The sequence below is a fragment of the Corynebacterium sp. ACRPO genome, from assembly GCF_022347205.1.
GTDB lineage: Bacteria > Actinomycetota > Actinomycetes > Mycobacteriales > Mycobacteriaceae > Corynebacterium.
The window spans coordinates 77,797-101,755 of the sequence record NZ_JAKRNE010000008.1; the positions used below are offsets into that span (position 1 = coordinate 77,797).

Genomic DNA, 23,959 nt, shown 5'->3' on the forward strand with positions numbered 1-23,959 from the left:
CGGTAGCTTTGTTGCATTAGCGCGCCTTTGCAAAATGGAATAACATTACTGTGCTTCGCTCCGCTGGGAAAGGCCCCGGAGAAACTAAGGACAAAGGTTGAATGAGCCCACGCGATAAACAGCAGCATAAGAAGATCGCTGATTACCTGCGAGAGCAGATCAGCTCCGGTGTGCTGCAACCAGGCGATTTCCTGCCTAGTGAAGCAGATTTGTGCGAGAAGTTTTCTTCCTCTCGCGGCCCCGTGCGCCAAGCCGTTGCAGCTTTGCGGGCCGAAGGGCTAGTGTCCTCAGGCCGCGGGCGCCGCTCCACCGTTTTGGCCTCCACCCAGGCAGAGCTGTTTGAATCGATTTACTCCATTTCCAGCTGGCTGAGCGAATATGACGTGGATCCGCAGCAGCACACCCTGTGGCTGGCTCGCCGCCGCGCGCCGCGAGACATCACCCGCTTTTTGCGCGTAGACCCAGAACAAAATGTCGTCTTTGTCCACCGCGTGCGCTATGCCGAGGACCACCCCATTGCCATCGAGCGCATGTATTTCCCCATGGTGGTGGGAAAGCACATCCTGGACTTCGATGCGGATGCCGGATCCATTCATGTGCACCTGCGCGATTGCGGCGTGGACTTTGATAATGTGCGCCGCGAACTCACGTTGGAGGAAGCCAATGCCGAGGATGCTGAAGCGCTTGGCGTGGCTACGGGTACCCCGCTGTGGCGGCTGCAGATGGAGATTTCCAACCACTCCGGCGAACCCGTGGAATTGGCAGTCTACCTCTACCGCGCGGACCGCATGAAGCTGGCGATGAATAGCGTGCGCGGGGGCGTTTCACCCCTAGAAGTTATCCCCACTCCGGGAAATTTTGCATAAGTTTCACGGCAGCTAAACCCACCGGCTACCCTGCTTTCTATGAGAAGATTTCGCGCCAGTAGGGCGCTGGGCAGCCTCGCCATGGCGGCCGCTGTAGGAACCCTCTCGGCGTGTTCCGCGGGCCATACCGCGGTGGTCGATACCACCCAGGCAGGCAGCGACGCCGCACCGTCTTCCCTCACCGTGGCCTCGACATCGGCCGCCACCTCGCTGGATTTCACCACCACCGGTGGCGCCGCCATCCCCGCCGTGCTTATGGACAACGTGTACGAGACCCTCGTGCGCATCGATGAGGACGGCTCCATTACCCCAGGACTTGCCACTTCGTGGGATATCAGCGAAGACGCCCGCACCTATACTTTCCACCTGCGCAAGGGCGTCACTTTTTCCAATGGCGATGCCTTTAACGCTGAGACCGCCGCCTTTTCCATTAACTACGTGCGCGAGAAGTGGACCAACGGCATCTCTGCGGCCATGGATCCGGTAGACACGGCCACGGCAGTAGACGATCGCACGCTTAAGGTGCGTCTCAAGCAGCCGTCGAATGGCTGGCTGTGGTCCATGGGAACAGCCACCGGCGCGATGATGACGCCACACGGCATGGATAACCTCGCCGCTCAACCGGTGGGAACTGGCCCCTATGAGGTTTCCCGCTTTGCACCCTCGGAATTCGTAGAGCTGCACGTTCGCGACGGATATTGGGGAAAGCCCGCCGCACAGGATGTCACGGTGCGCTATTTCCCGGATACCATCTCCTCGGTTAATGCGCTGCAGGCCGGCGGCGTGGACGTGGTCTGGGGCGTGCAGAACCCGGAGCTTCTTGACGACGTCAAAGAGGGCATCGCTACCGAGGTCGGCACCACCAATGGTGAGGTGCTGTTGTCCATGAATAATGCCCGCGCGCCTTTCGACGATCCACGGGTGCGCCAGGCCGTGGCCTATGCCGTGGACCGCTCGGCGGCCAATGACATTTTGTGGAATGGGATGGCTAAGGACACCGGCGGCGCGCCGATCCCGCCAACGGATCCGTGGTTCGAGGACAAGCACTACTACGACTACGCCCCAGATAAGGCCCGCCAGCTGCTCGCGGAGGCCGGCGCGGAAGGCGCCGAAATTACGCTGACTACGCCGACGCTGCCCTACGCCCAGACCGTCGCCGAGCTGCTGTACTCGCAGCTTACTGAGGTTGGTTTTAAGGTGACGCTGGACTCCGCCGAGTTCCCGGCCGTGTGGTTGGGCCAGGTCATGGGCGCCAAGGACTATCAGATGTCGCTCATCTCCCACGTGGAGCCGCGCGATGTGCCCACCCTATTCGGCGATCCGGACTATTACCTCAACTACGATTCCCCGCGCACCCGTGAGCTTTTGGCCCAAGCCGATTCCGCACCCGAGAAGGACTACCCCAAGCTCATGGCGCAGGCCGTGGATCAGATCATGGCGGATGCTGGCGCGCTGACGCTCATGAATATGCCCAATATCGTGCTGACCCGCGCCGGCGTGAGCGGATTGCATCCGGATCAGGTCACTGACGCGCTCATCCTGCGCGACCTGACCTCTGCCGACGCGGACGCAGACGCTAAAACCACCGCCGCAGATAACACCGAAAAGGAGGCCCGATGAGTTCCCTTCGCACTACGGGGCGCGCCATCGTGCGCCCTCTGCTGCGCTTTGCGTTGACGCTCTTTGTAGCCTCCATCATCATTTTTGCGCTCATGCGCGCGGTGCCGGGCAACCCGGCGCGGGTGGCGCTGGGGGTGAATGCGACAGAAGAGGCCGTCGGCAAGCTCAGCTCTGAGTTGGGCCTGGATCGCCCGCTGCTTACGCAATATTGGGAGTGGGTAAAGGGCCTATTTACCGGCAGTTTTGGGCAGTCTTTGTCCTCGCAGCAGGATATTACGCCGCTGGTGCTAGACCGCGCCCAGGTCACGCTCATCCTGATTGGCCTGGCGATGCTGCTGGCGCTGGCCGGGGCTATCCCGGTGGGCATGTGGCTGGCGCTGCGCAACCGTACCCGCGGCGCGGATGTGGTGTCGGCCGGCACGCAGCTGGGCATTGCGGTGCCAAGCTTCCTCCTCGGCATCATTCTGGTGGCCATCTTTGCCGTCCATCTGGGCTGGCTGCCGGCCAATGGGTGGGTGCCACCGAACCAGGGCGCGGGCGAGTTTATCCGCCACCTTATTTTGCCGGTCATTGCGCTGGCCGTGGTGCAAGGTGCGATGCTGACGCGCTACGTGCGCTCGGCGGTGCTTGATGTGCTGCATCAAGACTATATCCGCACCGCCCGTGCGCTCGGCCAGTCACCGTGGGAGGCGCTCAAGCGCCATGGCCTGCGCAATGCGGCGCTACCGGTGCTCACCGTGGCCGGCGTGCAGCTGACCACGATGGTCGTGGGTGCGGTGGTGATCGAATCCGTCTTTGTCATCCCCGGCATTGGTTCCATGCTCTTGGATGCGGTATCGGTGCGCGATCTGACCACGGTGCAAACCCTGGTCATGCTGCTCGTTGCCTTCGCCTTGGTGGTCAATGCCTTAACGGATGTGGCCTACCGATTCATCGATCCGCGCATCACGGCAGGTGAGAAATAATGAAGCTGCGTTGTTCTGGCTGGCTGGGTGTCTTCCTCGTTGCCGCCACGGTGCTGGTGGCGCTACTTTCGCTGGTGTGGACGCCCTATGACCCGACGCTGGCGCACCCGGATGTGCGCCTTGCCGGTCCCAGCGCTGAGCACCTTCTGGGTACGGACCGCTTCGGGCGCGATACCGCCTCCCGCATCATGGCGGGCGCCCAGATTACGGTCTTTGTCGGTCTGGTGGCGGTGGGCATCGCCGCCCTCGTGGGCGTGCCCTTGGGCATCCTGGCCGGCATGCGCCGCGGCACATGGGTAGATGCCCTGGTGATGCGCGGCGCGGATCTGTTGCTTGCCTTCCCCGCGCTGTTGTTGGCGATTATTGCCGGCGCGGTGTGGGGCCCTTCGACGCTGACTGCCATGGTTGCCATCGGCATCGCCGGCATTCCCTCCTTCGCCCGCGTGGCGCGTTCAGGCACGCTGCAGGTTATCACGCAGGACTTTATTTCCTCCGCGCGCATCTCCGCGGTTCCCGGCTGGAAGGTGGCGTGGCGCCATATCCTGCCTAATATTGCGGGCCTGCTCATCGTACAGGCCTCTGTCTACTTCGCCCTCGCCATCCTGGCTGAGGCCGGCCTGTCCTACCTCGGTCTAGGCACCGCCCCACCGGCGGCCTCTTGGGGCCGGATGCTGCAAGATTCCCAGTCGCTGCTGGGCACCGCTCCCCTGCAGGCCTTCTGGCCGGGGCTGGCCATTGCTGCGACGGTGCTGGGCTTTAACCTGCTTGGCGACGCCCTCCGTGACCTCCTCGATCCCCGCCTGAAAGGATCCGCGCGATGAGCCTGCTCCACGTAGATAACCTGACCGTCACCGCCCCCGGGTCCACCACTGCCCTTGTGGGACCGCTTAACTTCGAGCTCGCGGCCGGTGAAAAGCTCGGCATTATTGGTGAATCCGGCTCCGGAAAATCGCTCACTGCGCTATCCATCATGGGGCTTTTACCCGATGGGGTGCGCGCGAGCGGCTCCGTCACCGTGGATGGCCACGAGGTAGTCGGCGCACGCGATGCCCGCATCCGCCCCCTGCGCGGGAAAACCATGGCCATGGTCTTCCAAGAACCGATGAGCGCGCTGGATCCGCTTATGCGCGTGGGCAAGCAGCTGGCTCAAGCCGGGGTGCGCGATGCCGCAACCGCTCTCGAAGAGGTGGAGCTTGATGCCGACATTGCCTCCCGATTCCCACATCAGCTCTCCGGCGGCCAGCGCCAGCGCGTGCTCATTGCCATGGCCATGGCCGGCCACCCCGATCTGCTTATCTGCGATGAACCAACCACCGCGCTGGATGCCACCACGCAAGATGGCGTGTTGCGCGTCATCGAGCGCGTAACCAAGGCTCGCGGCACCGCGCTGGTCTTCATCACCCATGACCTGGGCGTCATTCGCCGTATGTGCCCCAACGTCCTAGTCATGCACCAGGGCGCGGTGGTGGAATCCGGCCCCACCGAGCGCGTGCTTGCCCAACCCGAGCATCCCTATACCCGCACGCTCATCGCCTCCTCGCGGCCGCCGGAGCTTAGCCTTTCTCCGGCCACGGCGGAAGATGCGTTGGTGACGCTACGCGGGGTCAGCAAGGTCCACGGCGCACACGCCGCGCTCGACGCCATCGACCTGCGCGTAAGCCAAGGCGAGCGCCTCGGCATCGTGGGCGGATCCGGTTCAGGCAAGACCAGCCTGCTCAAACTCATCGCCGGGCTCGACCAGCCCACGAGTGGTGACATCGACGTCCGCGGTCGTGTGCAGATGGTCTTCCAAGACCCACAAGGCTCGCTCAACCCGCGCCTGAAAATCTGGAAATCCATCGCAGAGGCCATCCCTGGCAACCCCGGCAAGGCCGACAAGCGCGCTCGCGCGGCGGCCGCGCTCGAGGAGGTCGGGCTGCCATCCGAGAGCCTCGATCGCTTCCCGCACGAGTTCTCCGGCGGCCAGCGCCAACGCATTTCCATCGCCCGCGCGCTGTGCGGCGAGCCGGATATCTTGCTGGCCGATGAAGCCGTCTCTGCCCTCGATATGTCGGTGCGCGCACAGGTGCTGGAGTTATTGGCGGGGGTCATCGCCAAGCGCAAGCTCACCCTGCTCTTTGTCACCCACGATCTCGCGGTGGTGCGCCACCTGTGCGAGAGCGTTGCGGTCCTTGAACGCGGCCGGCTCATCGAGCACGGAGCGACCGACTCCGTGTGGGCCTCGCCCAGCACGGACTACACGCGCCGGCTCATCGCGGCTGCCGACATGTAAAGCGGGTGGCTTCGGGCGTAAGGTAGTCGGGTCAGATAACTCCGCCGAGAAAGGATCCTGCTGCTCCGTGGCCACCCAGCTTGACTATCCCATCCCGCAGCGCCCCAGCACCACCCAATTGCTCACCGCGTTTAATAGCGCCTCGGTGCGCTGGCCTGGTGCCCTGCGCGCGGGCTTGGCGATTCTCTTGCCCGGCGCCATCGCGCTGCTGACCGGCCACGACTACGCCATCCTGCTCATTTCCACCGGCGCGTTCACCGTCATCTTTGGCGAGGGCCACCCTTATCGCACCCGCCCGCGCGTCATGCTCACCGCCGGCACCGCACTCATTACCGTCGCGGCCGTGGGCGTGCTGGTAGGCCACCTCATCTTTGCGCCTGGCCACGGCCATTGGTGGCTGCTGCTGGCGGGCCTGTACACCACGACATTGGCCGCCGTGTGCGGCTTTGCCCAAAATGCCCTGCGCTTGCCGCCACCGGGCACCTTCTTCTTGGTCATGGTCGGCGGCGGTTCGGTGATGCTTGCGCGCACCGATGTCACCGTGGGCCAGCTGCTCTTTTGGGCGCTGACCGGCATGGTAGCCAGCGTCGTGCTCGGCATGGCGCCGGCCCTTATTGACGCCCACGGCCCCGAGCGCCGCGCGGTTGCCGCACTCGAAAAGGCCACGGCCGCCTTTAAGGATGACCGCGACGATTCTTTGGCCCGCCACCACCAGGCGCAGACCGCGCTCTTTGCTGCCTGGCAGGCGCTTTCCGACGCCCACATTATCCGCGGCGGCCGCATCATCGACCCCCAAGGCGCCCACCTAGTGGAGCGCGCCCTCGCAGCCCAGCACACCATCGTGGCGCATAATCGCGCCTTGGATTTGGGCGCCGATTCGGATCAGCTCACCGATAATGTCACCGACGTCGATCCGGATCGCACCGCCATCCCGCACACCCGCCCCACCGGCCGCTACCGCTTGTATCGCGCCGCGGTCCGGGATTCGCACGCCATGGTCACCACCCAAAAGATTGTCCTCTCCGCGGCCATTATCGTGCTGGTGGGCCTTACCCTCGGCTTCGACCGCCCGGACTGGGGCGTGGTCTCTGCTTTCCTCATGCTGCAATGGGGACCCGACCATGTGCCGGGTACCGTCCGCGGCATCCACCGCATGCTCGGCTCTGTCGTCGGCGTACTGCTGTTTTCTATCCTCCATTACTTTGGCATCAGTGGCTGGACGCTCCTGCTCGCGCTGGCCGCGTGCCAATTCTGTGCCGAAATCTTCGTGGCCAAGAACTACGCCATCTGCGTTATCTTCTCCACCCCACTTGCCCTCCTCATGGGCAACTCCGCCACCCGGCCCCTGTGGCCCACCATCCAGGCTCGCTGCGGCGAGATCGTCCTATCCATCCTCGTCGCCACCGCGGTGCTGTGGCTATGGCAGCGCAGCGCCCCCGTGCGCAATCAGGCCCGCCTGCAGGTCCGCGCGATGGAGTCCATGGCCACCCTGCTCGGCCTGCTCTTTGTTAATACCCCAGATGCCGTACTGTCCGCGCGCCGCGACCTGCAATACGAGCTGCTCTCGGAGCGCCGCGCCATCCAGTCCCTCGCCGTGGATAACCCCGATACCGTGCGCCAATTCTGGGCACGGCACATTGCCGTACAACACGCCGGTTACTTCCTGCTAGATTTCTGCACCACCCACCCAGACCGCACGGCCACCCGCGCCGAGCTCGATTCCCTGGTGCACGAAGTCCGTGCGGCCCGCGCCGCCTAAAACAGCGGATACTCCTCCATCACCTCGTAGCGTGGGCCCCCACCACGGCCCTCACCGAGGTGGGATTGCATCAGGCACAGGCGGTCGGCGCGAAAATCCGGTCCCCGATACACCGAAAGTGCGCGCACATAATCCGCCAGTGCCCACGGCTCGCGGGTCCGCAAGCCGGCACGCGCGACGGTGAGGTGGGGGCGGTGATGGCTAAAGGGGACGTCGGCAAGCTGACACTCCGCCATCAACTCCCGCACACCGCGCGCCTGCCCGCCGACGCCCACCCATAGCGTGCGCTGCTCAAAGCTCCCTGCCCCGCTCAAGTGCACATCCAACGCCGCGCGCCCAGCCACCGCGTGGGCTAAGTGCTCGCGCACCGCCGCGGCATCATTGGGCTGCTCGCCATAAAACGCCATGGTCACATGCCAATTATCCGGATCCGTCCAGCGCAGCTCATTGGTAGTTGCCGCGTGGATGGGCCGCAGCGTATGCACCAAATGCTCGCGCGCGGCGGCCGAGGGCAATAGCGCAGCAAAGACGCGGATCATGGCCTAGCTGGCATAGACGTTGAGGCGCAGTTCCGCGTCCAGCAGGTGTTCTTCCTCGCGCTCAAAAACGGCGAAGGCATGCAAAATATCCGCAACAGCGGTGGAATTATCATCAAACTCGGGCATGCGATAACTTCTTTCAAACCACAAAGGAGGCACAAGAATCACGCTCGATTCTTCTGCCTCCACATAGTAGCTGACAATGATGTAATTAGCCGCCCTTGACCACCGTGACCTGCCAGCCAGCATCGCCCGAGCGGTGGAAATCACGAATCTCATGGCCCTCATCGGCCGCCCACTGCGGAATGGATTCGGTGGCCTGGGTGCAGTCAAAGTCAATAACAAGAGCCTCGCCAGTCTCCAGCTCCGCCATGACCTGCTTTGCCTCAATCAACGGGAACGGGCACACCGCGCCAAGGGTATCGAGCGCGTAGCGCCCGCTGCCCAGCGCGCGGGCCTTGTCCTTGGCCTGCGGCTTGGTCTTGAGCGCTACCGCCCCGGTGGCAGTGGCAAAGTTCGGCAGCACCTTATCCTCGGCGGAGACCACCGAGTTATCCACGGATTCCTCGGTGGAGTAGGTCTGCGGCTGCTGCGGCTCACTCTTGGGTTTCAGCCACAGGCGCGCGCCCGCACCTACGCCCAGGGCCATAAAGAACAGCGATACCCAGCCTTGGAAGCTAAACAGGGAGGTCTCCACCATGCCATTGCCCACGGTGCAGCCGCCGGCCAGCGACGCACCGACACCCATCATGATGCCGCCCCAAATGGCACGGGTCGCGGTCTGCGCATCTGGCACGCGCACGCGGAACTCACCTGCGGTCTTTGCAGCGATAAACGCGCCCACCAATAGGCCGATGACCAACAGGGTGCCCCAGTTCATGCGCGCGGAATCACCGGTGGCGGTCCAGCGAACGATGTCCGCGGTCGGCGTGGTGATGCCGAGGCCGCCGTTGCGGCCAGCGTTGGCCGAAAGCACAAAGCCCACCGTGCCAATGATGCCAACGAGCACGGCCGCGATGTTCATGTTCAGCGGCTTGGCGTACCACGACTGACCCAGGTCCACTTTGGGTCGGCCGGCGTCTTTGGCGCGATAGTGGCGCCACAGCAGGAAGGTCACGACCCACAGGACCGCCACCAGGATCCACGGTGAGATGTGCAGCGCGCCGTGGATGGTGGTGACCGGGAGGCTCCACTGCTTGAACCAATCATTCGCCCCGGCCAGCGGGCCCGATTTCATCGCGGCGGCCGAAAGCCCATAAAACAGCAGCGCAATCCACGAGCCGACCAGGCCCTCGGCCGAGCGGTACCACGTGCCGGACGCGCAACCGCCGGACAAGATGATGCCGAGGCCAAAGATGAAGCCGCCCACGATGACGGCTACCGGCTTGAAATCGCTAATCTCCGGCGAAAGCACGCCCGCGCCAGTCAATAGCGCCAGGCCAAAGGCATGCACCGAAATCAAGATAAGCAGGGCGGTAAAGCCGCGCCAGGTCTTGTTGAGAAAGATATCGCGCAGCATGCCAGTTACGCAGAAGCGCCCGCGCTGCAGCACGGCACCGAAGACGATGCCGGTGAGAAGTCCGGTAATAATCACAATTTCTCCTTGTATCGAGTTAAGGGCTTCAGCCTACGACACCTAAGACAGAATTGTCTATCTCTACTGCACAACCCTGTTTCATAGTGTGTCATTTATGCACTACATTTGCGGTTTTTGCGGCAGTGCAGGACAATAAGAGAACCGTCTAGTAAGGCAGGGACAAACCTCTGCCGTGTAAGGAACTCGTGAACTCCTCTCGATCCGCCCGCGCGTATGAGCGCTCCCTTGAACCAAGTGACAAGGGCAGCGCCGTGGGCCTGTACCCCCATAACATGCACCCAGGGCTTGTGCCCGGCATCAGCGTCGAAGACCAGCGCAATAAGTTTGGCCTGGATAAGCCGCTGTTTTTCATCACCGCCATCCTCATCGTCGCCTTCATTATCTGGGGCGTCCTCATGCCCGATAGCGTGGCCAGCGCCTCCTCCTCCGCCTTTGGCTGGGCCATTACCAACGCTGGCTGGCTGCTCAATATCACCATGATGCTGGCCATTGTCACCATGGCCTATATCGGCTGCTCCCGGTTGGGTCGCATCAAGCTCGGCACCGATGACGAGGAGCCCGAGTTCAGCTACTTCAGCTGGGTGGCCATGATGTTCGGCGCCGGCATCGGCGTGGGCATCTTCTTCTACGGCCCGTCCGAGCCGCTCTCGCACTACCTCACGCCGCCGCCGCACACGGTGGACGGCAATACCGTCGAGGCCCTGCACCAATCCATGGCCCAGGCCCACTACCACTGGGGCATATCCCCTTGGGCGGCCTACGCGCTGGTCGGCGCGGCAATTGCCTATTCCTCCTATCGCCGCGGGCGCGTGCCTTTGGTCTCTTCCATCTTCAAGCCGCTTTTCGGCTCCCGCGATACGGATGGGCCAGTGGGCAAGCTTATCGACGTCCTCGCGCTCATCGCCACCCTCTTCGGCACCGCCGCCACCCTGGGCCTATCCGCCATCCAGATCGGCGAAGGCGTCACCATCATCCGTGGTGCTGGCCCTATGACGAATACCGCGCTCATCATCATTATCGCCGTGCTCGGCTGCGCGTTTATCCTTTCTGCGGTCTCCGGCGTGGCGCGCGGCGTGCGCTACCTTTCCAATATCAATATCTCACTGACCTTAGGGCTGGTGCTCTTCGTCTTCCTTGTCGGCCCCACCTTGCTTCTGCTCAACCTCATCCCGGCCGGCATTGTTACCTACATCGATCAGCTTCTGCCGATGATGGCCAAGGGATTGTCCTGGGGCGATGAGACCATCGAGTTCCAGTCCTACTGGACCGCCTTCTACTGGGCCTGGTGGATTGCCTGGACGCCGTTCGTCGGCCTCTTCGTCGCCCGCATCTCCCGCGGTCGCACCATCCGGGAGTTCACAGCCGTGACCGTCTTCGCGCCTACCATCATTCTTATTCTCGCCTTTACCATCTTTGGCGGCACCGCGATTTCTTTTAACCGCGAAGGCATCGCCGGCTTCGACGGCGAATCCTCTAATGAGCAGGTGCTCTTCGCCATGTTCCAGGACCTGCCTTTAGGTTCCATCACGCCCTATATCCTGCTGGTGGTGCTGGCCGTCTTCTTCGTCACCTCGGCGGATTCGGCCTCTGTGGTGATGGGAACGATGTCTTCCAAGGGTGATCCCACCCCGAATAAACTCGTGGTTATCTTCTGGGGCGTGTGCATGATGGGCATCGCCATTGTCATGCTGCTGACCGGCGGCGAAGACGTGCTAACGGGTCTGCAAAACCTCACCATCCTCGCCGCCCTCCCCTTCTGCCTAGTGCTTTTGGCCATGATGGTGGCCTTCATTCGCGACCTGCGCTCGGACCCGATGTTTATCCGCCGCACCTACGCCCGCACGGCGATGGATAACGCGATCATGCGCGGTATCGAAGAGCATGGCGATGACTTCGAGTTCACCGTTCAGCACGCCGAGGGCGACCGCGGCGCCGGCCACGATTTCGATTCCTCCGCCGAGCGCTATACCGAGTGGTACCAGCGCACTGATGAGGAAGGCGAGAACGTCGACTACGACTTCGATACCGGAGTCTGGTCCGACGGCTACGACCCCAAGCACGATAAGAACCACCCTGACTTTGAGGGTGAAAAGAAGGAGAAGTAATGGGCATTCCAGACGACGTCGTCCTCGATGGTTATACGCTCATCGAGCAACACGCAATCGACCACGAGTTCCTGCTGCGCGGCTCTCCGCTCGGCACCGAAACTCCCCTCCTCTTCGCCCTGACCATTGCGGGCGTCCTGCTGGTTGCGGCGAGCTTCTTCCTGCGCGGTGGCGCGCGGGTGGCAGCCGGCCTGGTGGGCGCGATCCTGGCGCTGAGCAAGCTGTGGTGGATGCCCTTCGCGCTCTGGCAGCACTTCGATGACGGCCAAGTATTCGGCTACACGGTCAAGTACTTCCCGCAGTACTGGCCGGTGGCGTCCCTTATCGTCGGCGTCATCGCGCTGGTAGGCCTAGGCTCCGCCATTTTCCGCCGGCCCTAGCCACGCCTAACCGCCGAGCACCGCAATCGCGATATGCACCCGGTTGGTGCCATCGATTTTGGCCAGGATGTGCTTCATATGCGTCTTGACCGTGGTCAAGGAGATGAACAGCTGCTCGGCAATCTCGGCGTTGCTCAGCCCCTGGGCCACCAGCTGGGCAATTTCATTTTCGCGCTCGCTCAGCTCGGTTAGCCCGCTGGGCTGAATCATTTCCTGTTCCGGCGGCGTTGGTGTGGCCGCCAGCCCCACCAGGTTTTCTAGCACCTTCGGGCTAAGCTGTTGCTGGCCTTGGGACGCCGCTCTTACCGACGCCACCAGCGCCTCCGGCGCCGTCGTCTTCAACAAGAATCCCACCGCCCCAGCGCGCAGGGCGTGCAGAATGAATTCGTCGGTATCAAAGGCAGTGAGCATCACCACCGGGATATCACGCGCGCCGGCGAGCGAATGCAGCTGCGCCGTTGCCTCAATGCCGTCCATGACCGGCATGCGGATATCCATCAGCACCACATCCGGTTCCTCGCCCAAGATAAGCTCGATGCCTTCCTTGCCGTTGCCGGCCTCGCCAATGACGCTGATGCCCGGCGCGCCTTCCAAGATCATGCGCAGGCCATGGCGCAGCAGCGGCTCATCATCGACGAGCACCACACGAATCTCACTCACTGTACTTCCTTCCTGGGCAGGCGCAGCGTCCACGAGAAGCGTCCTTCCTCATTGTTTACCTGCAGCGATCCGCCCACAACACTAGCGCGCTCGCGCATGCCGACGATTCCATACCCACCACTGTTCCCACTCCCCTTCTTCTCGGCCCGGGTGACGGGGTTGGACATGGTGATAGACAGGGCGTCGGCAAGCGCGGCGATGGTGATGGTCACCGGCTCGCCCGGTGCATGCTTGCGGGCGTTGGTCAGGCCCTCCTGGACCGCGCGGTTGAGCGCGTGGCCGGCCATGGTGCTCAGCTCCTCCAGCGATTGCGGCCCCGCGCCCGCCTGGTAGCGCACCTCCACTTTCATGCCCGCCTGGCGGGAACGCTCCACCAGAGATTCCACGCCCTCGCGCGGATCAATACGTCCCTCACTGCGCAGCGAGTGCAGCGCCTCACGCAGATCCCCCACGGCGGCCTCGGCTTCATCGCGAATCGTGCGCGCGGATTGCCGCGTCTCTTCCGGATCTAGGTCCTTGCGGTAGGCCAACCCGCCGGCGTAGACCGCAATCATGCTCAGCCGATGCGAGAGTGTATCGTGCATATCCCGCGCGATCCGGTCGCGTTCTTCCTGCCGCGCAAAATTCTCCCGGGTGGTCATTTCCTCATGCGTGAGCTCCGCCTGCGCCTGCAGCGCAATCGTGCGCTCTTTTTGGTTCGAGCGAACCAACCCGACAACTAAAACCACTACTGCTGGGAGGATGATGCCAGAGAAAAATCCCAACTTCCCGGGCGCACTAAGCCCTTCGCTTCGAGATATATCAAAATCGACCAACTCCGAGAGCACCATGGCCGTGCATACCAGCGCCATCCACAACCGGCTGCGGCGCGAGGCCGCAGAAAACGCCGCTATAAATACCGAAGGCCGGAACTCAGCAATCGTCACCGTCGCCGAAATAATGGTTGCGGCTACCAACGCACTGCGCGGGCCGGGCTGTGTGCTGCGCGGGTCACGCTCCCGCGCAGCATGCCGGAGAGCAAAGGGCAATAAGATCCACGTGCCGATCATCACCCCGAAAAGAATAAACAGCCGTCCGGACGAGCCATCGGTCTCGCTAAACCGGGCGGCGACGACCATAAAATCGCCTATCACTGCCACCGCGGCGATGACGAGCTTTTGCCACAGCGGGCGCTGCAGCATCGCGTCGGACTTTCGGAATAACTTCATAACGCGCACCAGTTTAAGCCGGCCCGCCGCCCGCGCGGTATCCCCCGCAGGGAGGATACTTCGGCCCTAGCCGCGCGCTTCCAAGACCATGATCGCAATATGCACGCGGCTCGTGCCGCCGATCTTTTTCAAAATGTGCTGCATATGAGACTTCACCGTGGCCATGGACACCACGAGCCGGTCGGCAATCTCCTGATTATTCAAGCCCTGGGCCACCAGCTCGGCGATTTCGCGCTCGCGGGAGCTAAGCCTACCTAGGTGGTTGCGGGCGGTGCGGGCGTGGTGCGAATGGGCGTCGTCAAGCGCGGGGCTTTGCATGCCCACCAGCTTGTCGACGACCTGCGGGCTCAACAACGGCTGCCCCGCCGCGGCCGCGCGCACAGCCGCCATGAGCGATTCCGGCGGCGTCGATTTCAACAGGAACCCAGCCGCCCCGGCGCGCAGAGCCCGCAGGATGAAGGAATCGGTATCGAAGGCCGTAAGCATAATGATCGGCACTGCGTGAACGGACAAAATCTTCTCCACAGCCGCGATGCCATCCATGACCGGCATGCGAATATCCATCAGCACCACATCGGGCTGCGCGTCGAGCACGGTAGCCACCGCATCTCGGCCATTGCTCGCCTCGGCCACGACCTCGATATCCGGCGCGTTGGATAGCAGCAGGCGCAGGCCGCTGCGGACTAGAGCCTCGTCATCAACGAGCACTACACGCAGGGCATCGGCCATCATGCTCCCTTTCCCACTGGTTGATTCCACCGCGCGCGCCACAGTTGCGATGCGACGGGCGTATACGCCACTGTAACCGCCACCACTGCCGCAAGCGCTATCGGCACGATCCCCACGTGGCCCGCCACTACGCCGTTGAGGAACGAGGGCACGAGAATATCGTTTAGCTTTTCGAAGATTTTGGGGAAAAATTCGATGACTAGCGTGGCCGCAATGAATGTCAGCGCAGTCTGCAGGAGCAACGTCCACAGACTTATCCGGTGCAGCTGCTTATCGATGTCCGGCTTCCCCACCGCCGCAAACAGCACCCTCGCGCCTTGCCCGCGAAACTCCGGCACGACGTAACCGCAGCGCTCCACCAGCTCGATGCGGTCGGCGTCTTCGGGCGCATTATCGTCGCTGTGCCCGCGCAGGAATTCCACGCTATAGGCCGAGTCATCGGTATCGGTATAGCTGAGCTTGCGCGAAGTTCCGTCAACGGTGGAGGTAAAAAGACTGCGCTTAAAGTCTAAGTACTGTCCCGTCCATCCCTCGCGGGCCGTGGTGTCTTCTAGGTCGATGCGCATGAGCCCGTATTCGGGATGGCGCAGTTGCCAGCTCATCTCGCTCATTGCGCAGCCTCCTTGTGCGCTAGCGGTAGCTGGATACTCCATCCGAATTCCTCGACTCCCTTTCCTTCTGGACTTTCCTGGTTAGCCGCGATGCTCATGCGCCCGCCAGAAAGTTCCACACGCTCGCGCAGGCCCACCAGTCCGTAACCACCTGAGGTGTCCGCGCCATTGCCCGTGGCGGCTCCTGGGGTCCCGCGCGACACTGGGTTTCGCATCTCGATGTCCACCGCGCCGGACGTCTCGCGCACCGTGATGCTTACCGGCTGGCCGAGCGCGTGCTTGCGTGCGTTCGTCAGGCCTTCTTGTACTGCGCGGTGCACGGCGTGCTGCGCCATCGTGGACAACCCAGTAAAAACATCCGGGCCGGCACCGTCAGCGTAGGTCACCGTCACTTCCGTGCCGGCCTCGCGCGCGGCCGCGACCAGCTCCTCCAAGCCGCTGCGTGGATCCTGGGAAAGGTCTTCGCGCAAGGCGCTTAGGACGGTGCGCAAATCCTCGACCGCGTTCTGGGCCTCCGTGCGGATGGTGCGCGCTGCATCTGTGAACTCGGCCGGCACGCCCTCACGCGGATAGCTCAGCGCTCCCGCATGAATGGCCACAAGGCTCAGCCGATGCGAGAGCGAATCGTGCATATCCCGCGCGATGCTCTCGCGCTCCTCTCGCCTTGCATGCTCCACCTTGGCGCGCATCTCTTCGCGGTTCATCCGGGCTTGCTGCTCTACCCGCCACCTCTTTTCGCGCTGATTGCCGCGTTTTTGGCCTGCAAGCAAGCCCGCGACCATCACAACCACGACGAAGATGGCACCAACCCATCCGATCTCGTCCCAACTTAGGTACGGGTTGAAGCTCGTATCTATCGCAAACGCCAGTACAAAGCATGCCACCGCGACCACCGAGCGCGAGGTCGAGCGGCGTGAAACCATAGAAATAAAAGCCACAACTCCGCTGACCGCGCCGAAATAGGAACTAGACGCCAGCAGTACGATGCACCCGGCGATGAAGCTGCGGGTGGAGCCGGCATAGTCGACGTCGGAAAGCTCGCGCGGCTGGTGCTCCAGGGCAAAGGGCAGGGCGAAAATACCCAGCACGCCCATCGCAAACCCGGTGCAGATATAGGGCCCGTACTCCTCAAATGTCGGCGAGTACTCCTCAATATCGAGGTTCATCAGCACCATGCCGACGAGCCAATTCCCCACCGCGCAGGCGGCCACGATGCCCGCCGTACTCCACTTCGTTCTGACCATGGCCCCAAGCTTAAGCCCGCGGCCATAGTACTTAGGGATGATTTATTTCTGCACCCCGGCCGCATCGCGCATGGCCTTCGTCTGCGCGGACGGATGCTCGTTCTCGGTAGCCAGGCGCTCAAACGCCACGGCCGCCAGCGCGGCGGCCTGCATGCCGAGTACGGAATCATCAAAGCGCATCATCGGCGAGTGATTCCACTCGCGCTGATTTTCGGGCTTTTCCGGATTGGCCGTGCCCATCCACATAAACGTGCCCGGGACCTGCGAGAGGACGTAGCCGAAGTCCTCGGAGGCCATCATCGGGGCGTCAAAAGGCTGGACGTTCTCGGCGCCAAACATCTGGCCCCACAAGGTGGCGGCGAACTGATTCTCGCGCGCATTGGTCTTGGTGGTGGGGTACAAAATCTCGAAATCCACCTGCGCGGTGCAGCGGTGCGAGGCAGCGACGGAGCTGGAGACCTCCGTAATCATCTGCCGCACGGCGTCGATTTTCTCATCGCGCAGCACGCGCACCGTCGCGCCCAAGGCCGCACGCTCCGGGATGGCGTTATACGCGCCGTCGCCCGCCCACAGGTTGGTCACAGTAATAACGATGGGCTCGAGCGCATCGAAGCGGCGGGTCAGTGCGGTCTGCAAAGACATCTGAATCTCCGCCAGCGCCGCCACCGGGTCGATGGCATCGTGTGGGCGAGAGCCATGCCCGCCCTTGCCCAGCACAGTAATGGTCAGGTTGGAGGAGCTGGCCATCATCGGGCCTGGCACATAGTGGAAGGTGCCGCGGTCTTGAGGGCCGACGTGCAGGCCGTAGGCGGCAATGGGGCGTCGGCCAGCGGCGTCGAGCACGCCTTCTTCAATCATCGGTAGCGCGCCGCCCGGGCCTTCCTCGCCGGGCTGGAACATGAAGGTGACATCGCCGTGCAGCTCCTCGCGGTGCTCGCACAGAATCCGCGCCGCGCCCACCAGGCCGGCGGTGTGCAGGTCATGACCGCAGGCGTGCATATAGCCATTCGTCGACGCAAACGGGCTGCCGGTCTGCTCGCGCACCTCGAGGGCGTCCATGTCCGCGCGCAAAAGCACCGACACCGGCCGCTCGCCGCGCTGGCCGCCGCGCAGCACAGCCACCACCGAGCTCAAATCCTGGCCCACGTGAATCTCCAGCGGCAGGCCCTCCAGCGCTTCTAGGACCTTCTTCTGCGTGCGCGGCAGGTCCAGGCCGATTTCCGGGTTGCGGTGCAGGTCACGGCGGAAGTTCTGCAGCTCCTCGAGCATGCCCTCGCCCATTTCCTGGAAAACCTCGGTGGCCACCCGCTCACCAATGCGCGCCCGCGTCACCGGCAGGGGCGGCAGCTGCTGGGCCTGGCGCGGGGCGGCCAGGCGTCCGGGGTTGGTGGGGCGAATCCGCTTGGTCGGGTCAGTCATGGGGAGCTCCTTTCTCGCTTTCCTATTCGAGGGTACCGCAGGTTATCCACAGGGCGCCCGGCGGGTTCGGGGTTGGTGTGACGGGTGGGGCGAGTTATCCACAGGCGGGCGCGGGTGGGCTACCGCGGGCTTGCGGGGTGTCTTAGGCTCGCCGGCATGACCCGCTTGCAGGACTACGCCCGCCAACTTGCCTCGCCGATGGAGCTTCTCGGCGAGGTCTCTGGCGCGCGCGAGGCCGACCTGCGCCGGCTGGGGCTTCCCCGGCAGGAGGCACGGAGCCTGCTTGCGCTTGCCGACGTCTACTTTGGCCCCACCCCCTTCACCCGCCGGCAGCGCTCGTGCCGGGCGACCAGGCATTGCTTGGCGACGTTGAAGATTATCGAAAAGTACGTCTCGCGCACGAAATCCAAGCGGGATGCGTGGGCGCTGCGCGCTGAACTATGCGCGACCGACCAGGACGTGGAGCGGCTCGCGCGCACGCGGCTGAAGGAGCTATATCCGCCGCGGCAGCCGGAGAAGGGTGTGCGGATGACGCGGCGCAAGGGCGGCCCGTCGACGCTTTCGATTACCGGCGATTCCGATTTCATTGCTGACCTGCACGCCAGCATCAGCGAGGAAAGGCCGCTTGATTCCGTAGAGAATATCTTCTTCCGCGGCGGGGCTGCGGCGCGGCCTGCCGCGACGACGAATATCATCATCCAGCTCGATGAATTGGATGAAATCTTGAGCGGCGGAGGCGAGGAAATCACGCTGCGGCTGACCAATGGTGCCGAAATCAGCGGCGCGAAGCTGGTGGAAAAGCGCTTGGCCGAATGCGGGCTCGTCACCCTCGTCCATCCTTATGAGGGAGCGGTGAACCTGTATCGCACCTCGCGGCATGCCTCGGAAAAGCAGCGGCTTATGGCGGGTGCGGAAAACCCCACCTGCCCGTGGGCCGAGTGCAACTATCCGGCGGATAAATGCCAAATCCACCACCTGCAGGCGTGGAAGCACGGCGGCGAGACCAATATGGCAAATCTCAGCGTGGCGTGCCCGTATCACAATGGCGTCAACGACGACGATCCGCACGCGCCGCCGGTGCGCGGCCGCCTCGAGCGGCGCCAGGGCCGAATAGTCTGGGCCCCACCCTGGGCCGATTCAACCTAACTACTCGCCTGAAGCCCCAGCCCCAACCCTCCTGCGCGGACCGGGGCGCTCAAGCCTGCCGTGGAATCCGGCAGCTGACAACCTCGCAACCACGGCGCGGCTGCGAGGTGAGTTCGACATGCGTGGAGTGGATTAATCGTCGGCGTCGGTAGACAGCGCGGCCACGAAGGCCTCCTGCGGCACCGAGACGGAGCCCAGCGTCTTCATGCGCTTCTTACCGGCCTTCTGCTTCTCCAGCAGCTTGCGCTTACGGGAGATATCGCCGCCGTAGCACTTCGCCAGCACGTCCTTGCGCATGGCGCGGATGTTTTCGCGGGCGATGATCTTCGAGCCGATGGCCGCCTGGACGGGCACCTCGAACTGCTGACGCGGGATGAGCTCCTTGAGCTTTTTGGTCATCTTATTGCCGTACCACTGGGCGGAATCGCGGTGGACGATGGCGGAGAAGGCGTCGACTGGGTCGCCGTTGAGCAAGATGTCGACCTTTACCAAATCCGCGAGCTGCTCGCCGGCCTCTTCATAGTTCAGCGAAGCGTAGCCCTTGGTGCGGGACTTGAGCATATCGAAGAAGTCGAAGATGATTTCGCCGAGCGGCATGGTGTAGCGCAGCTCAACGCGGTCCTCGGAAAGGTAGTCCATGCCACCCATCTGGCCGCGCTTGGACTGGCACAGCTCCATGGTGGGGCCGACGAACTGCTCGGGCACGATGACGGTCATCTTCACCACGGGCTCATAGACCTCGTTGAGCTTTCCTTCCGGCCAGTCAGACGGGTTGTGGACCCATTTTTCCTCGCCGTCTTCAGCCACCACGCGGTAGGTTACCGAAGGCGCGGTGGAAATCAGGTCGAGGCCGAACTCGCGCTCCAAGCGGTCGCGGGTGATTTCCATGTGCAAAAGTCCCAAGAAGCCGCAGCGGAAACCAAAGCCAAGGGCGACGGAGGTTTCGGGCTCGAAGGTAAGGGAGGCGTCGTTAAGCTGCAGCTTTTCCAAAGCATCGCGCAGGTCCGGGAAGTCGGCCTGGGAAATGGGGAAAAGGCCGGAGTAGACCATCGGGTCCGGATCCTTGTAGCCCTTGAGTGGGGTCTCGGCGCCGCCGTTGGACCAGGTGACGGTATCGCCCACCTTGGTCTCACGGACGTCCTTTACGCCGGTAATAAGGTAGCCCACCTCGCCGGGCCCTAAGCCCTCGCACTTTTGCATCGTGGGCGACACAATGCCGATTTCCAGCAGCTCGTGGTTGGCGTTGGTCGACATCATGGTGACCTTCTGGCGCGGGGTGAGCTTGCCGTCCACCATGCGGATATAGGTCACCACGCCGCGGTAGGTGTCATAGACGGAGTCAAAAATCATGGCGCGGGCCGGTGCATCGGCGTCGAATTCAGAAGACGGCGGCGGAACTAGCTCGCAGACCTTGTCCAGCAGCTCGACCACGCCCTCGCCGGTTTTGCCCGACACGCGCAGCACCTCTTCCGGCTCGCAGCCGATGATATTGGCGATTTCCAGCGCGTATTTTTCTGGATCAGCGGCCGGCAGGTCGATTTTATTGAGGACCGGGATGATTTCCAGGTCGTTTTCCATCGCCAGGTAGAGGTTGGCGAGGGTTTGGGCTTCGATGCCCTGGGCGGCGTCGACAAGCAAGATGGCGCCCTCACATGCCTCGAGCGCGCGGGAGACCTCGTAGGTAAAGTCCACGTGGCCGGGGGTGTCGATCATCTGCATGACAATCTGCTCCCCCTGCGCGGTGCCGGACTGGGGCACCCACGGCAGGCGCACGTTCTGCGCCTTAATGGTGATGCCGCGCTCGCGCTCGATGTCCATATTATCGAGGAACTGGTCACGCATATCGCGCTCCGCAACCACCTTGGATAGCTGCAGGATGCGGTCCGCCAGCGTCGACTTGCCGTGGTCGATGTGAGCAATAATGCAGAAGTTTCGGATTCGGGCGGGATCCGTAAACGTCGTGGCCGCAAAGTTTTCAGACATACGTCTACAATAGTCGACATGAAAAGCGCCATGCTCACCCGTCTGCGCCAAGCGCTGGGAATCAGCGAGCGCGAGCCGATAGACACCGGCCTGAGCCGCATTAATTCCCGGTTGGGACTGGATAGGTCGGATGAGTTCCACGAGCCACGCAAGGCTGCCGATATCCAGGTAGAGGCCACTGCCTCCCACCCCCGGTCCATATTTTTCACCCCCGATATGGACGGCCAGGCTGATTCCGGCGAGGTGGTCTGGGTGTGGGTACCGGCCGAAGGTAAGCAGGCACCACCGCGCGAGCGCGCCATTTTGGTCGTCGGCCGTACCCGCACCACGGTAATGGGCTTACTTATCTCCCCCAACCCAAAGCACGCGCTTGACGACGCCTGGCTGGAAATCGGCTCCGGCGAGTGGGACGAGTCCGGATGCGATTGCTGGGTGCGCCTCGACCGCCTGCTCGAAGTGTCCGAGGAGCAGGTGCGCCGGCAAGGCACGCTTTTTCCGGAACGCAGGTTCGAACGAATCGCGAATAGGTTGCGGGCGCGCTACCACTGGGCCTAGCCGACGCGCAGGCCGCGGCCGCGGGGAGGGTTTTGGCAGGTCGGGTTCGGTACTGCTATTGTGTGTTGGTTACTTACTTGCCGGGCGCGCTGGTCGGGGCGGGCAGGACCTTGGGTTCGCTCTTCGAATACCAGCGCCGAGCGCGCCAGTGATTGCTGGCCGCGGGAGTAGTCCGAGTAGGTCGGTTTCTACGTCAATCACTTTCGATTACTAAGAGGTATTTTTCATGGCAAATATCAAGTCCAAGCAGAAGCGCGTTATCACCAACGAGAAGGCACGTCAGCGCAACAAGTCCGTTCGCTCCGCCGTCCGTACCGAGATCCGCAAGTTCCGCGAGACCGTTGCCGCTGGCGACAAGGCTGCTGCTGAGAAGCAGCTGCGCGTGGCATCCCGCGCCCTGGACAAGTCCGTGTCCAAGGGTGTCTTCCACCGCAACACCGCAGCCAACAAGAAGTCCGGCATGGCTTCCGCGTTCAACAAGATGGACTAAGAGCCATTGCACAGATCATCCCCCGGTCGCGCTCTACGGAGCGCGCCGGGGGATTTTCTTAGCTTACTTTGGCGGCGGATTCTAGGGGTCGTTGCAACGATGATGGTTAGTTTGGTTTGATGCTACCGGTTTGTGTGAGGGCGTTGGTCATGACTTCGGCTGGGGTGCGCCAGTTGAGTGCTTTGCGTGGTTTGTGGTTGTGAATGTTGGCGATCATTTCTAGGTCCTCGGCGCTGTAGATGGACAGGTCGCTGTTTTTAGGAAGGTTTCTTCTGAGTCTTCCGTTGGTGTTTTCGTTGCTGCCGCGTTCCCATGGTGATCCTGGATGGCAGAAGTAGATGGGAATGTCAGTGGCCATAGTAAAGGCTTTATGGCCAGCCATTTCGCTTCCTTGGTCCCAGGTAATTGATGACCAGATAGCTTTATCGATTCCTGCAACTGCCTTGTGCAGGGCTGTGAATACTTCTTTGCTGGTATGCCTTCCTGGTAGGTGGCCAAGGACAACAAATCGGCTAACGCGTTCTACTAGCGTGATTACCGCTGATTGGTTGTTTTTACCGAGGATGAGGTCGCCTTCCCAGTGGCCTGGCAAAATACGTTCACTTACCTCATCTGGCCGGTCGTCTATGAGGATCATGTCGTCGACGAAGCGTTGCTGGGCAGGTGTGCTGGAGCGGGTTTGACGTTTCTTGCGTTTCTTTCTACCTGTCGGCAAGTCCAAGCCAAGGTCTTTGAGTCTTCCTTTGGCCTGCAGGTAAAAGGCGTCATAAATCGTTTCGTGACTAATGCGCATGTCCTTATCAGTGGGGTAGTCGATGGGCAGGCGATTAGAAATCTCCTCAGGTGACCATTGTGCCCGCAATTGTGCGCATACATAGTCCCATAGTCTTTTGTTGGCTAGTAGTTTCGGTATTTTCGGCCGCAATCTCCGCGCACAGGCCTTTAACTGGGCTGTTTCCGCACGATACGGGCCTTCAACACTGTGGTTTCTGCGTACTTCACGCTGAATTGACGATGCACTTCGCCCTAAACGGGAGAGTGTCCGATTCTTTGTGTGCGGAGGCTTGGTTTACAAGTAATCTGCGAATCGGTTTGAAGCGTCCTGGGTTTAGTTCCGCTTCTTTTACGGCCCTGTGTTGATGGGCTGGGTGAGATAGTACTCGGTTTCTACTTCCTGTGGGGTGGCGTAGTCCAATGCTTCGTGAAGTCGCTTAGTGTTCCACCAATGCACCCACCGCAAGGTGGCCAGTTCGACTTCTCCGACCGACGTCCACGGGCCCTGGGCATGAATCAGTTCCGCCTGGGGTTGCCCGCAAATCGTGGACACGTAGTGGGGCTACCTAGTGTTTAGGCAGCTATTTCTTTTCTACTGGTGGTTAGACCAATGTGGTTTTCGAAGTCGACGGGACTGACCATTCCTAGTGCAGAGTGCCGGCGCCGACGGTTGTAAACGACTTCCATCCAGTAGGCAACGGCCTTGCGCGCGGCATCACGGGTTGGCCAGCGCTTGCGGTCGTAGAACTCGGTTTTAAGCGTCGACCAGAACGACTCAGCCATCGCGTTATCAAAGCACACACCAGTACGCCCCACAGACTGAGCAATGCCCAGGTTATGGCAGACTTCCCAGAGCTTCTCGCTGGTAAATTGCGTTCCGCGGTCAGCGTGGAACACCAGCCCATTAGGAACGTCCGGAGAGTGTCTGATGGTTTGTGTGTGGGTACCTAACCCGCATGAGGAGATGGACCAGAATGACTACTGTGGCACGACGAGATCCGGCTGATAAGGCCAAGATTGATGCGATTGAAAAGAAG

General features: G+C 62.2%; 22 protein-coding genes and 2 pseudogenes. 11 read left to right on the forward strand and 13 right to left on the reverse strand.

What is annotated here, in order from left to right:
• Positions 1–101 precede the first annotated feature (101 nt).
• The 6 genes from MHY22_RS07075 (at position 102) to MHY22_RS07100 (ending at position 7,482) form a co-directional block, all read left to right on the forward strand.
• Positions 102–866 carry a GntR family transcriptional regulator gene (locus tag MHY22_RS07075; RefSeq protein WP_239278695.1) on the forward strand — a complete coding sequence of 255 codons (765 nt, stop codon included), beginning with the start codon at positions 102–104 and terminating at the stop codon, positions 864–866.
• 39 nt (positions 867–905) lie between these two features.
• Positions 906–2,486: an ABC transporter substrate-binding protein gene (locus MHY22_RS07080; protein ID WP_239278696.1), complete on the forward strand. Its 1,581-nt coding sequence runs from the start codon at positions 906–908 to the stop codon at positions 2,484–2,486.
• Positions 2,483–3,451, forward strand: a complete 969-nt coding sequence (locus MHY22_RS07085; protein WP_239278697.1) for an ABC transporter permease — start codon at positions 2,483–2,485, stop codon at positions 3,449–3,451. Before MHY22_RS07080 ends, MHY22_RS07085 begins: the two co-directional genes overlap by 4 nt.
• On the forward strand, positions 3,451–4,272 hold the full coding sequence (locus tag MHY22_RS07090) for an ABC transporter permease (RefSeq protein WP_239278698.1): 822 nt from the start codon (positions 3,451–3,453) through the stop codon (positions 4,270–4,272). Before MHY22_RS07085 ends, MHY22_RS07090 begins: the two co-directional genes overlap by 1 nt.
• Positions 4,269–5,723 carry an ABC transporter ATP-binding protein gene (locus tag MHY22_RS07095; RefSeq protein WP_239278699.1) on the forward strand — a complete coding sequence of 485 codons (1,455 nt, stop codon included), beginning with the start codon at positions 4,269–4,271 and terminating at the stop codon, positions 5,721–5,723. The genes MHY22_RS07090 and MHY22_RS07095 overlap by 4 nt, the downstream gene beginning before the upstream one ends.
• A gap of 67 nt (positions 5,724–5,790) precedes the next feature.
• Positions 5,791–7,482, forward strand: coding sequence for an FUSC family protein (locus tag MHY22_RS07100; protein WP_239278701.1), 1,692 nt, complete (start codon positions 5,791–5,793; stop codon positions 7,480–7,482).
• Here the strand turns inward: MHY22_RS07100 and thpR are convergent.
• The 3 genes from thpR to MHY22_RS07110 all read right to left on the reverse strand — a co-directional run bounded on the left by thpR (position 7,479) and on the right by MHY22_RS07110 (position 9,615).
• Positions 7,479–8,021: an RNA 2',3'-cyclic phosphodiesterase gene (gene thpR, locus MHY22_RS07105; protein WP_239278702.1), complete on the reverse strand. Its 543-nt coding sequence runs from the start codon at positions 8,019–8,021 to the stop codon at positions 7,479–7,481. The two genes, MHY22_RS07100 and thpR, sit on opposite strands and share 4 nt — an antisense overlap.
• A gap of 3 nt (positions 8,022–8,024) precedes the next feature.
• The gene (locus tag MHY22_RS11555; RefSeq protein WP_255342548.1) at positions 8,025–8,147 is read right to left on the reverse strand and encodes a hypothetical protein; all 123 of its coding nucleotides are present in this window, start codon (positions 8,145–8,147) and stop codon (positions 8,025–8,027) included.
• Between the two features lie 85 nt (positions 8,148–8,232).
• Positions 8,233–9,615 (reverse strand): YeeE/YedE thiosulfate transporter family protein, encoded by a 1,383-nt coding sequence (locus tag MHY22_RS07110; RefSeq protein ID WP_239278703.1) that lies wholly within the window; start codon positions 9,613–9,615, stop codon positions 8,233–8,235.
• A 275-nt stretch (positions 9,616–9,890) separates the two neighbouring features.
• On the opposite strand from MHY22_RS07110, the gene MHY22_RS07115 reads away from it, so the two are divergent.
• Both MHY22_RS07115 and MHY22_RS07120 read left to right on the forward strand, forming a co-directional pair.
• On the forward strand, positions 9,891–11,723 hold the full coding sequence (locus tag MHY22_RS07115) for a BCCT family transporter (protein ID WP_239278713.1): 1,833 nt from the start codon (positions 9,891–9,893) through the stop codon (positions 11,721–11,723).
• Complete coding sequence (locus MHY22_RS07120; protein WP_239278704.1) at positions 11,723–12,103, forward strand: hypothetical protein; 381 nt, start codon at positions 11,723–11,725, stop codon at positions 12,101–12,103. The genes MHY22_RS07115 and MHY22_RS07120 overlap by 1 nt, the downstream gene beginning before the upstream one ends.
• A gap of 6 nt (positions 12,104–12,109) precedes the next feature.
• On the opposite strand, the gene MHY22_RS11635 is transcribed toward MHY22_RS07120, so the two are convergent.
• The 6 genes from MHY22_RS11635 to MHY22_RS07150 form a co-directional block, all read right to left on the reverse strand.
• Complete coding sequence (locus tag MHY22_RS11635) at positions 12,110–12,763, reverse strand: response regulator transcription factor (protein WP_239278705.1); 654 nt, start codon at positions 12,761–12,763, stop codon at positions 12,110–12,112.
• Positions 12,760–13,971, reverse strand: coding sequence for a sensor histidine kinase (locus MHY22_RS07130; protein ID WP_239278706.1), 1,212 nt, complete (start codon positions 13,969–13,971; stop codon positions 12,760–12,762). Before MHY22_RS07130 ends, MHY22_RS11635 begins: the two co-directional genes overlap by 4 nt.
• A 66-nt stretch (positions 13,972–14,037) precedes the next feature.
• Positions 14,038–14,703, reverse strand: coding sequence for a response regulator transcription factor (locus tag MHY22_RS07135; protein ID WP_239278707.1), 666 nt, complete (start codon positions 14,701–14,703; stop codon positions 14,038–14,040).
• Complete coding sequence (locus MHY22_RS07140; RefSeq protein ID WP_239278708.1) at positions 14,700–15,311, reverse strand: hypothetical protein; 612 nt, start codon at positions 15,309–15,311, stop codon at positions 14,700–14,702. Before MHY22_RS07140 ends, MHY22_RS07135 begins: the two co-directional genes overlap by 4 nt.
• Positions 15,308–16,555 (reverse strand): histidine kinase, encoded by a 1,248-nt coding sequence (locus MHY22_RS07145; RefSeq protein ID WP_239278709.1) that lies wholly within the window; start codon positions 16,553–16,555, stop codon positions 15,308–15,310. The genes MHY22_RS07140 and MHY22_RS07145 overlap by 4 nt, the downstream gene beginning before the upstream one ends.
• Positions 16,556–16,597: 42 nt before the next feature.
• Positions 16,598–17,974 carry a M20 family metallopeptidase gene (locus MHY22_RS07150; protein ID WP_005326385.1) on the reverse strand — a complete coding sequence of 459 codons (1,377 nt, stop codon included), beginning with the start codon at positions 17,972–17,974 and terminating at the stop codon, positions 16,598–16,600.
• 156 nt (positions 17,975–18,130) lie between these two features.
• Between MHY22_RS07150 and MHY22_RS07155 the strand changes: the two genes are divergently transcribed.
• Positions 18,131–19,120 (forward strand): HNH endonuclease signature motif containing protein, encoded by a 990-nt coding sequence (locus MHY22_RS07155; protein ID WP_239278710.1) that lies wholly within the window; start codon positions 18,131–18,133, stop codon positions 19,118–19,120.
• A gap of 132 nt (positions 19,121–19,252) precedes the next feature.
• On the opposite strand, the gene lepA is transcribed toward MHY22_RS07155, so the two are convergent.
• Positions 19,253–21,103 (reverse strand): translation elongation factor 4, encoded by a 1,851-nt coding sequence (gene lepA / locus MHY22_RS07160; RefSeq protein WP_005324118.1) that lies wholly within the window; start codon positions 21,101–21,103, stop codon positions 19,253–19,255.
• Positions 21,104–21,121: 18 nt separating this feature from the next.
• Here lepA and MHY22_RS07165 point away from each other — a divergent pair, with 18 nt between their 5' ends.
• Positions 21,122–21,658, forward strand: coding sequence for a type II toxin-antitoxin system PemK/MazF family toxin (locus MHY22_RS07165; protein ID WP_200435326.1), 537 nt, complete (start codon positions 21,122–21,124; stop codon positions 21,656–21,658).
• Between the two features lie 226 nt (positions 21,659–21,884).
• Positions 21,885–22,148 (forward strand): 30S ribosomal protein S20, encoded by a 264-nt coding sequence (rpsT, locus tag MHY22_RS07170; protein WP_005324114.1) that lies wholly within the window; start codon positions 21,885–21,887, stop codon positions 22,146–22,148.
• 106 nt (positions 22,149–22,254) lie between these two features.
• Here the strand turns inward: rpsT and MHY22_RS07175 are convergent, their stop codons facing one another.
• The 3 genes and pseudogenes from MHY22_RS07175 to MHY22_RS07185 form a co-directional block, all read right to left on the reverse strand.
• The gene (locus MHY22_RS07175) at positions 22,255–23,157 is read right to left on the reverse strand and encodes an IS30 family transposase (protein WP_239278714.1); all 903 of its coding nucleotides are present in this window, start codon (positions 23,155–23,157) and stop codon (positions 22,255–22,257) included.
• A 114-nt stretch (positions 23,158–23,271) separates the two neighbouring features.
• Positions 23,272–23,454: pseudogene (locus MHY22_RS07180) on the reverse strand (integrase core domain-containing protein); the annotation flags it as partial.
• A gap of 41 nt (positions 23,455–23,495) precedes the next feature.
• Positions 23,496–23,834, reverse strand: a pseudogene (locus tag MHY22_RS07185) (integrase core domain-containing protein); the annotation flags it as partial.
• Between the last annotated feature and the right edge of the window lie 125 nt (positions 23,835–23,959).

Bases quoted from the DNA above. Each gene is read 5' to 3' on its own strand.
- MHY22_RS07075 (WP_239278695.1), top strand. From the start codon at position 102: ATGAGCCCACGCGATAAACAGCAGCATAAGAAGATCGCTGATTACCTG.
- MHY22_RS07080 (WP_239278696.1), top strand. From the start codon at position 906: ATGAGAAGATTTCGCGCCAGTAGGGCGCTGGGCAGCCTCGCCATGGCG.
- MHY22_RS07085 (WP_239278697.1), top strand. From the start codon at position 2,483: ATGAGTTCCCTTCGCACTACGGGGCGCGCCATCGTGCGCCCTCTGCTG.
- MHY22_RS07090 (WP_239278698.1), top strand. From the start codon at position 3,451: ATGAAGCTGCGTTGTTCTGGCTGGCTGGGTGTCTTCCTCGTTGCCGCC.
- MHY22_RS07095 (WP_239278699.1), top strand. From the start codon at position 4,269: ATGAGCCTGCTCCACGTAGATAACCTGACCGTCACCGCCCCCGGGTCC.
- thpR (WP_239278702.1), bottom strand. From the start codon at position 8,021: ATGATCCGCGTCTTTGCTGCGCTATTGCCCTCGGCCGCCGCGCGCGAG.
- MHY22_RS11555 (WP_255342548.1), bottom strand. From the start codon at position 8,147: ATGCCCGAGTTTGATGATAATTCCACCGCTGTTGCGGATATTTTGCAT.
- MHY22_RS07115 (WP_239278713.1), top strand. From the start codon at position 9,891: ATGCACCCAGGGCTTGTGCCCGGCATCAGCGTCGAAGACCAGCGCAAT.
- MHY22_RS07120 (WP_239278704.1), top strand. From the start codon at position 11,723: ATGGGCATTCCAGACGACGTCGTCCTCGATGGTTATACGCTCATCGAG.
- MHY22_RS07130 (WP_239278706.1), bottom strand. From the start codon at position 13,971: ATGAAGTTATTCCGAAAGTCCGACGCGATGCTGCAGCGCCCGCTGTGG.
- MHY22_RS07135 (WP_239278707.1), bottom strand. From the start codon at position 14,703: ATGATGGCCGATGCCCTGCGTGTAGTGCTCGTTGATGACGAGGCTCTA.
- MHY22_RS07140 (WP_239278708.1), bottom strand. From the start codon at position 15,311: ATGAGCGAGATGAGCTGGCAACTGCGCCATCCCGAATACGGGCTCATG.
- MHY22_RS07145 (WP_239278709.1), bottom strand. From the start codon at position 16,555: ATGGTCAGAACGAAGTGGAGTACGGCGGGCATCGTGGCCGCCTGCGCG.
- MHY22_RS07150 (WP_005326385.1), bottom strand. From the start codon at position 17,974: ATGACTGACCCGACCAAGCGGATTCGCCCCACCAACCCCGGACGCCTG.
- MHY22_RS07155 (WP_239278710.1), top strand. From the start codon at position 18,131: ATGACCCGCTTGCAGGACTACGCCCGCCAACTTGCCTCGCCGATGGAG.
- lepA (WP_005324118.1), bottom strand. From the start codon at position 21,103: ATGTCTGAAAACTTTGCGGCCACGACGTTTACGGATCCCGCCCGAATC.
- MHY22_RS07165 (WP_200435326.1), top strand. From the start codon at position 21,122: ATGAAAAGCGCCATGCTCACCCGTCTGCGCCAAGCGCTGGGAATCAGC.
- rpsT (WP_005324114.1), top strand. From the start codon at position 21,885: ATGGCAAATATCAAGTCCAAGCAGAAGCGCGTTATCACCAACGAGAAG.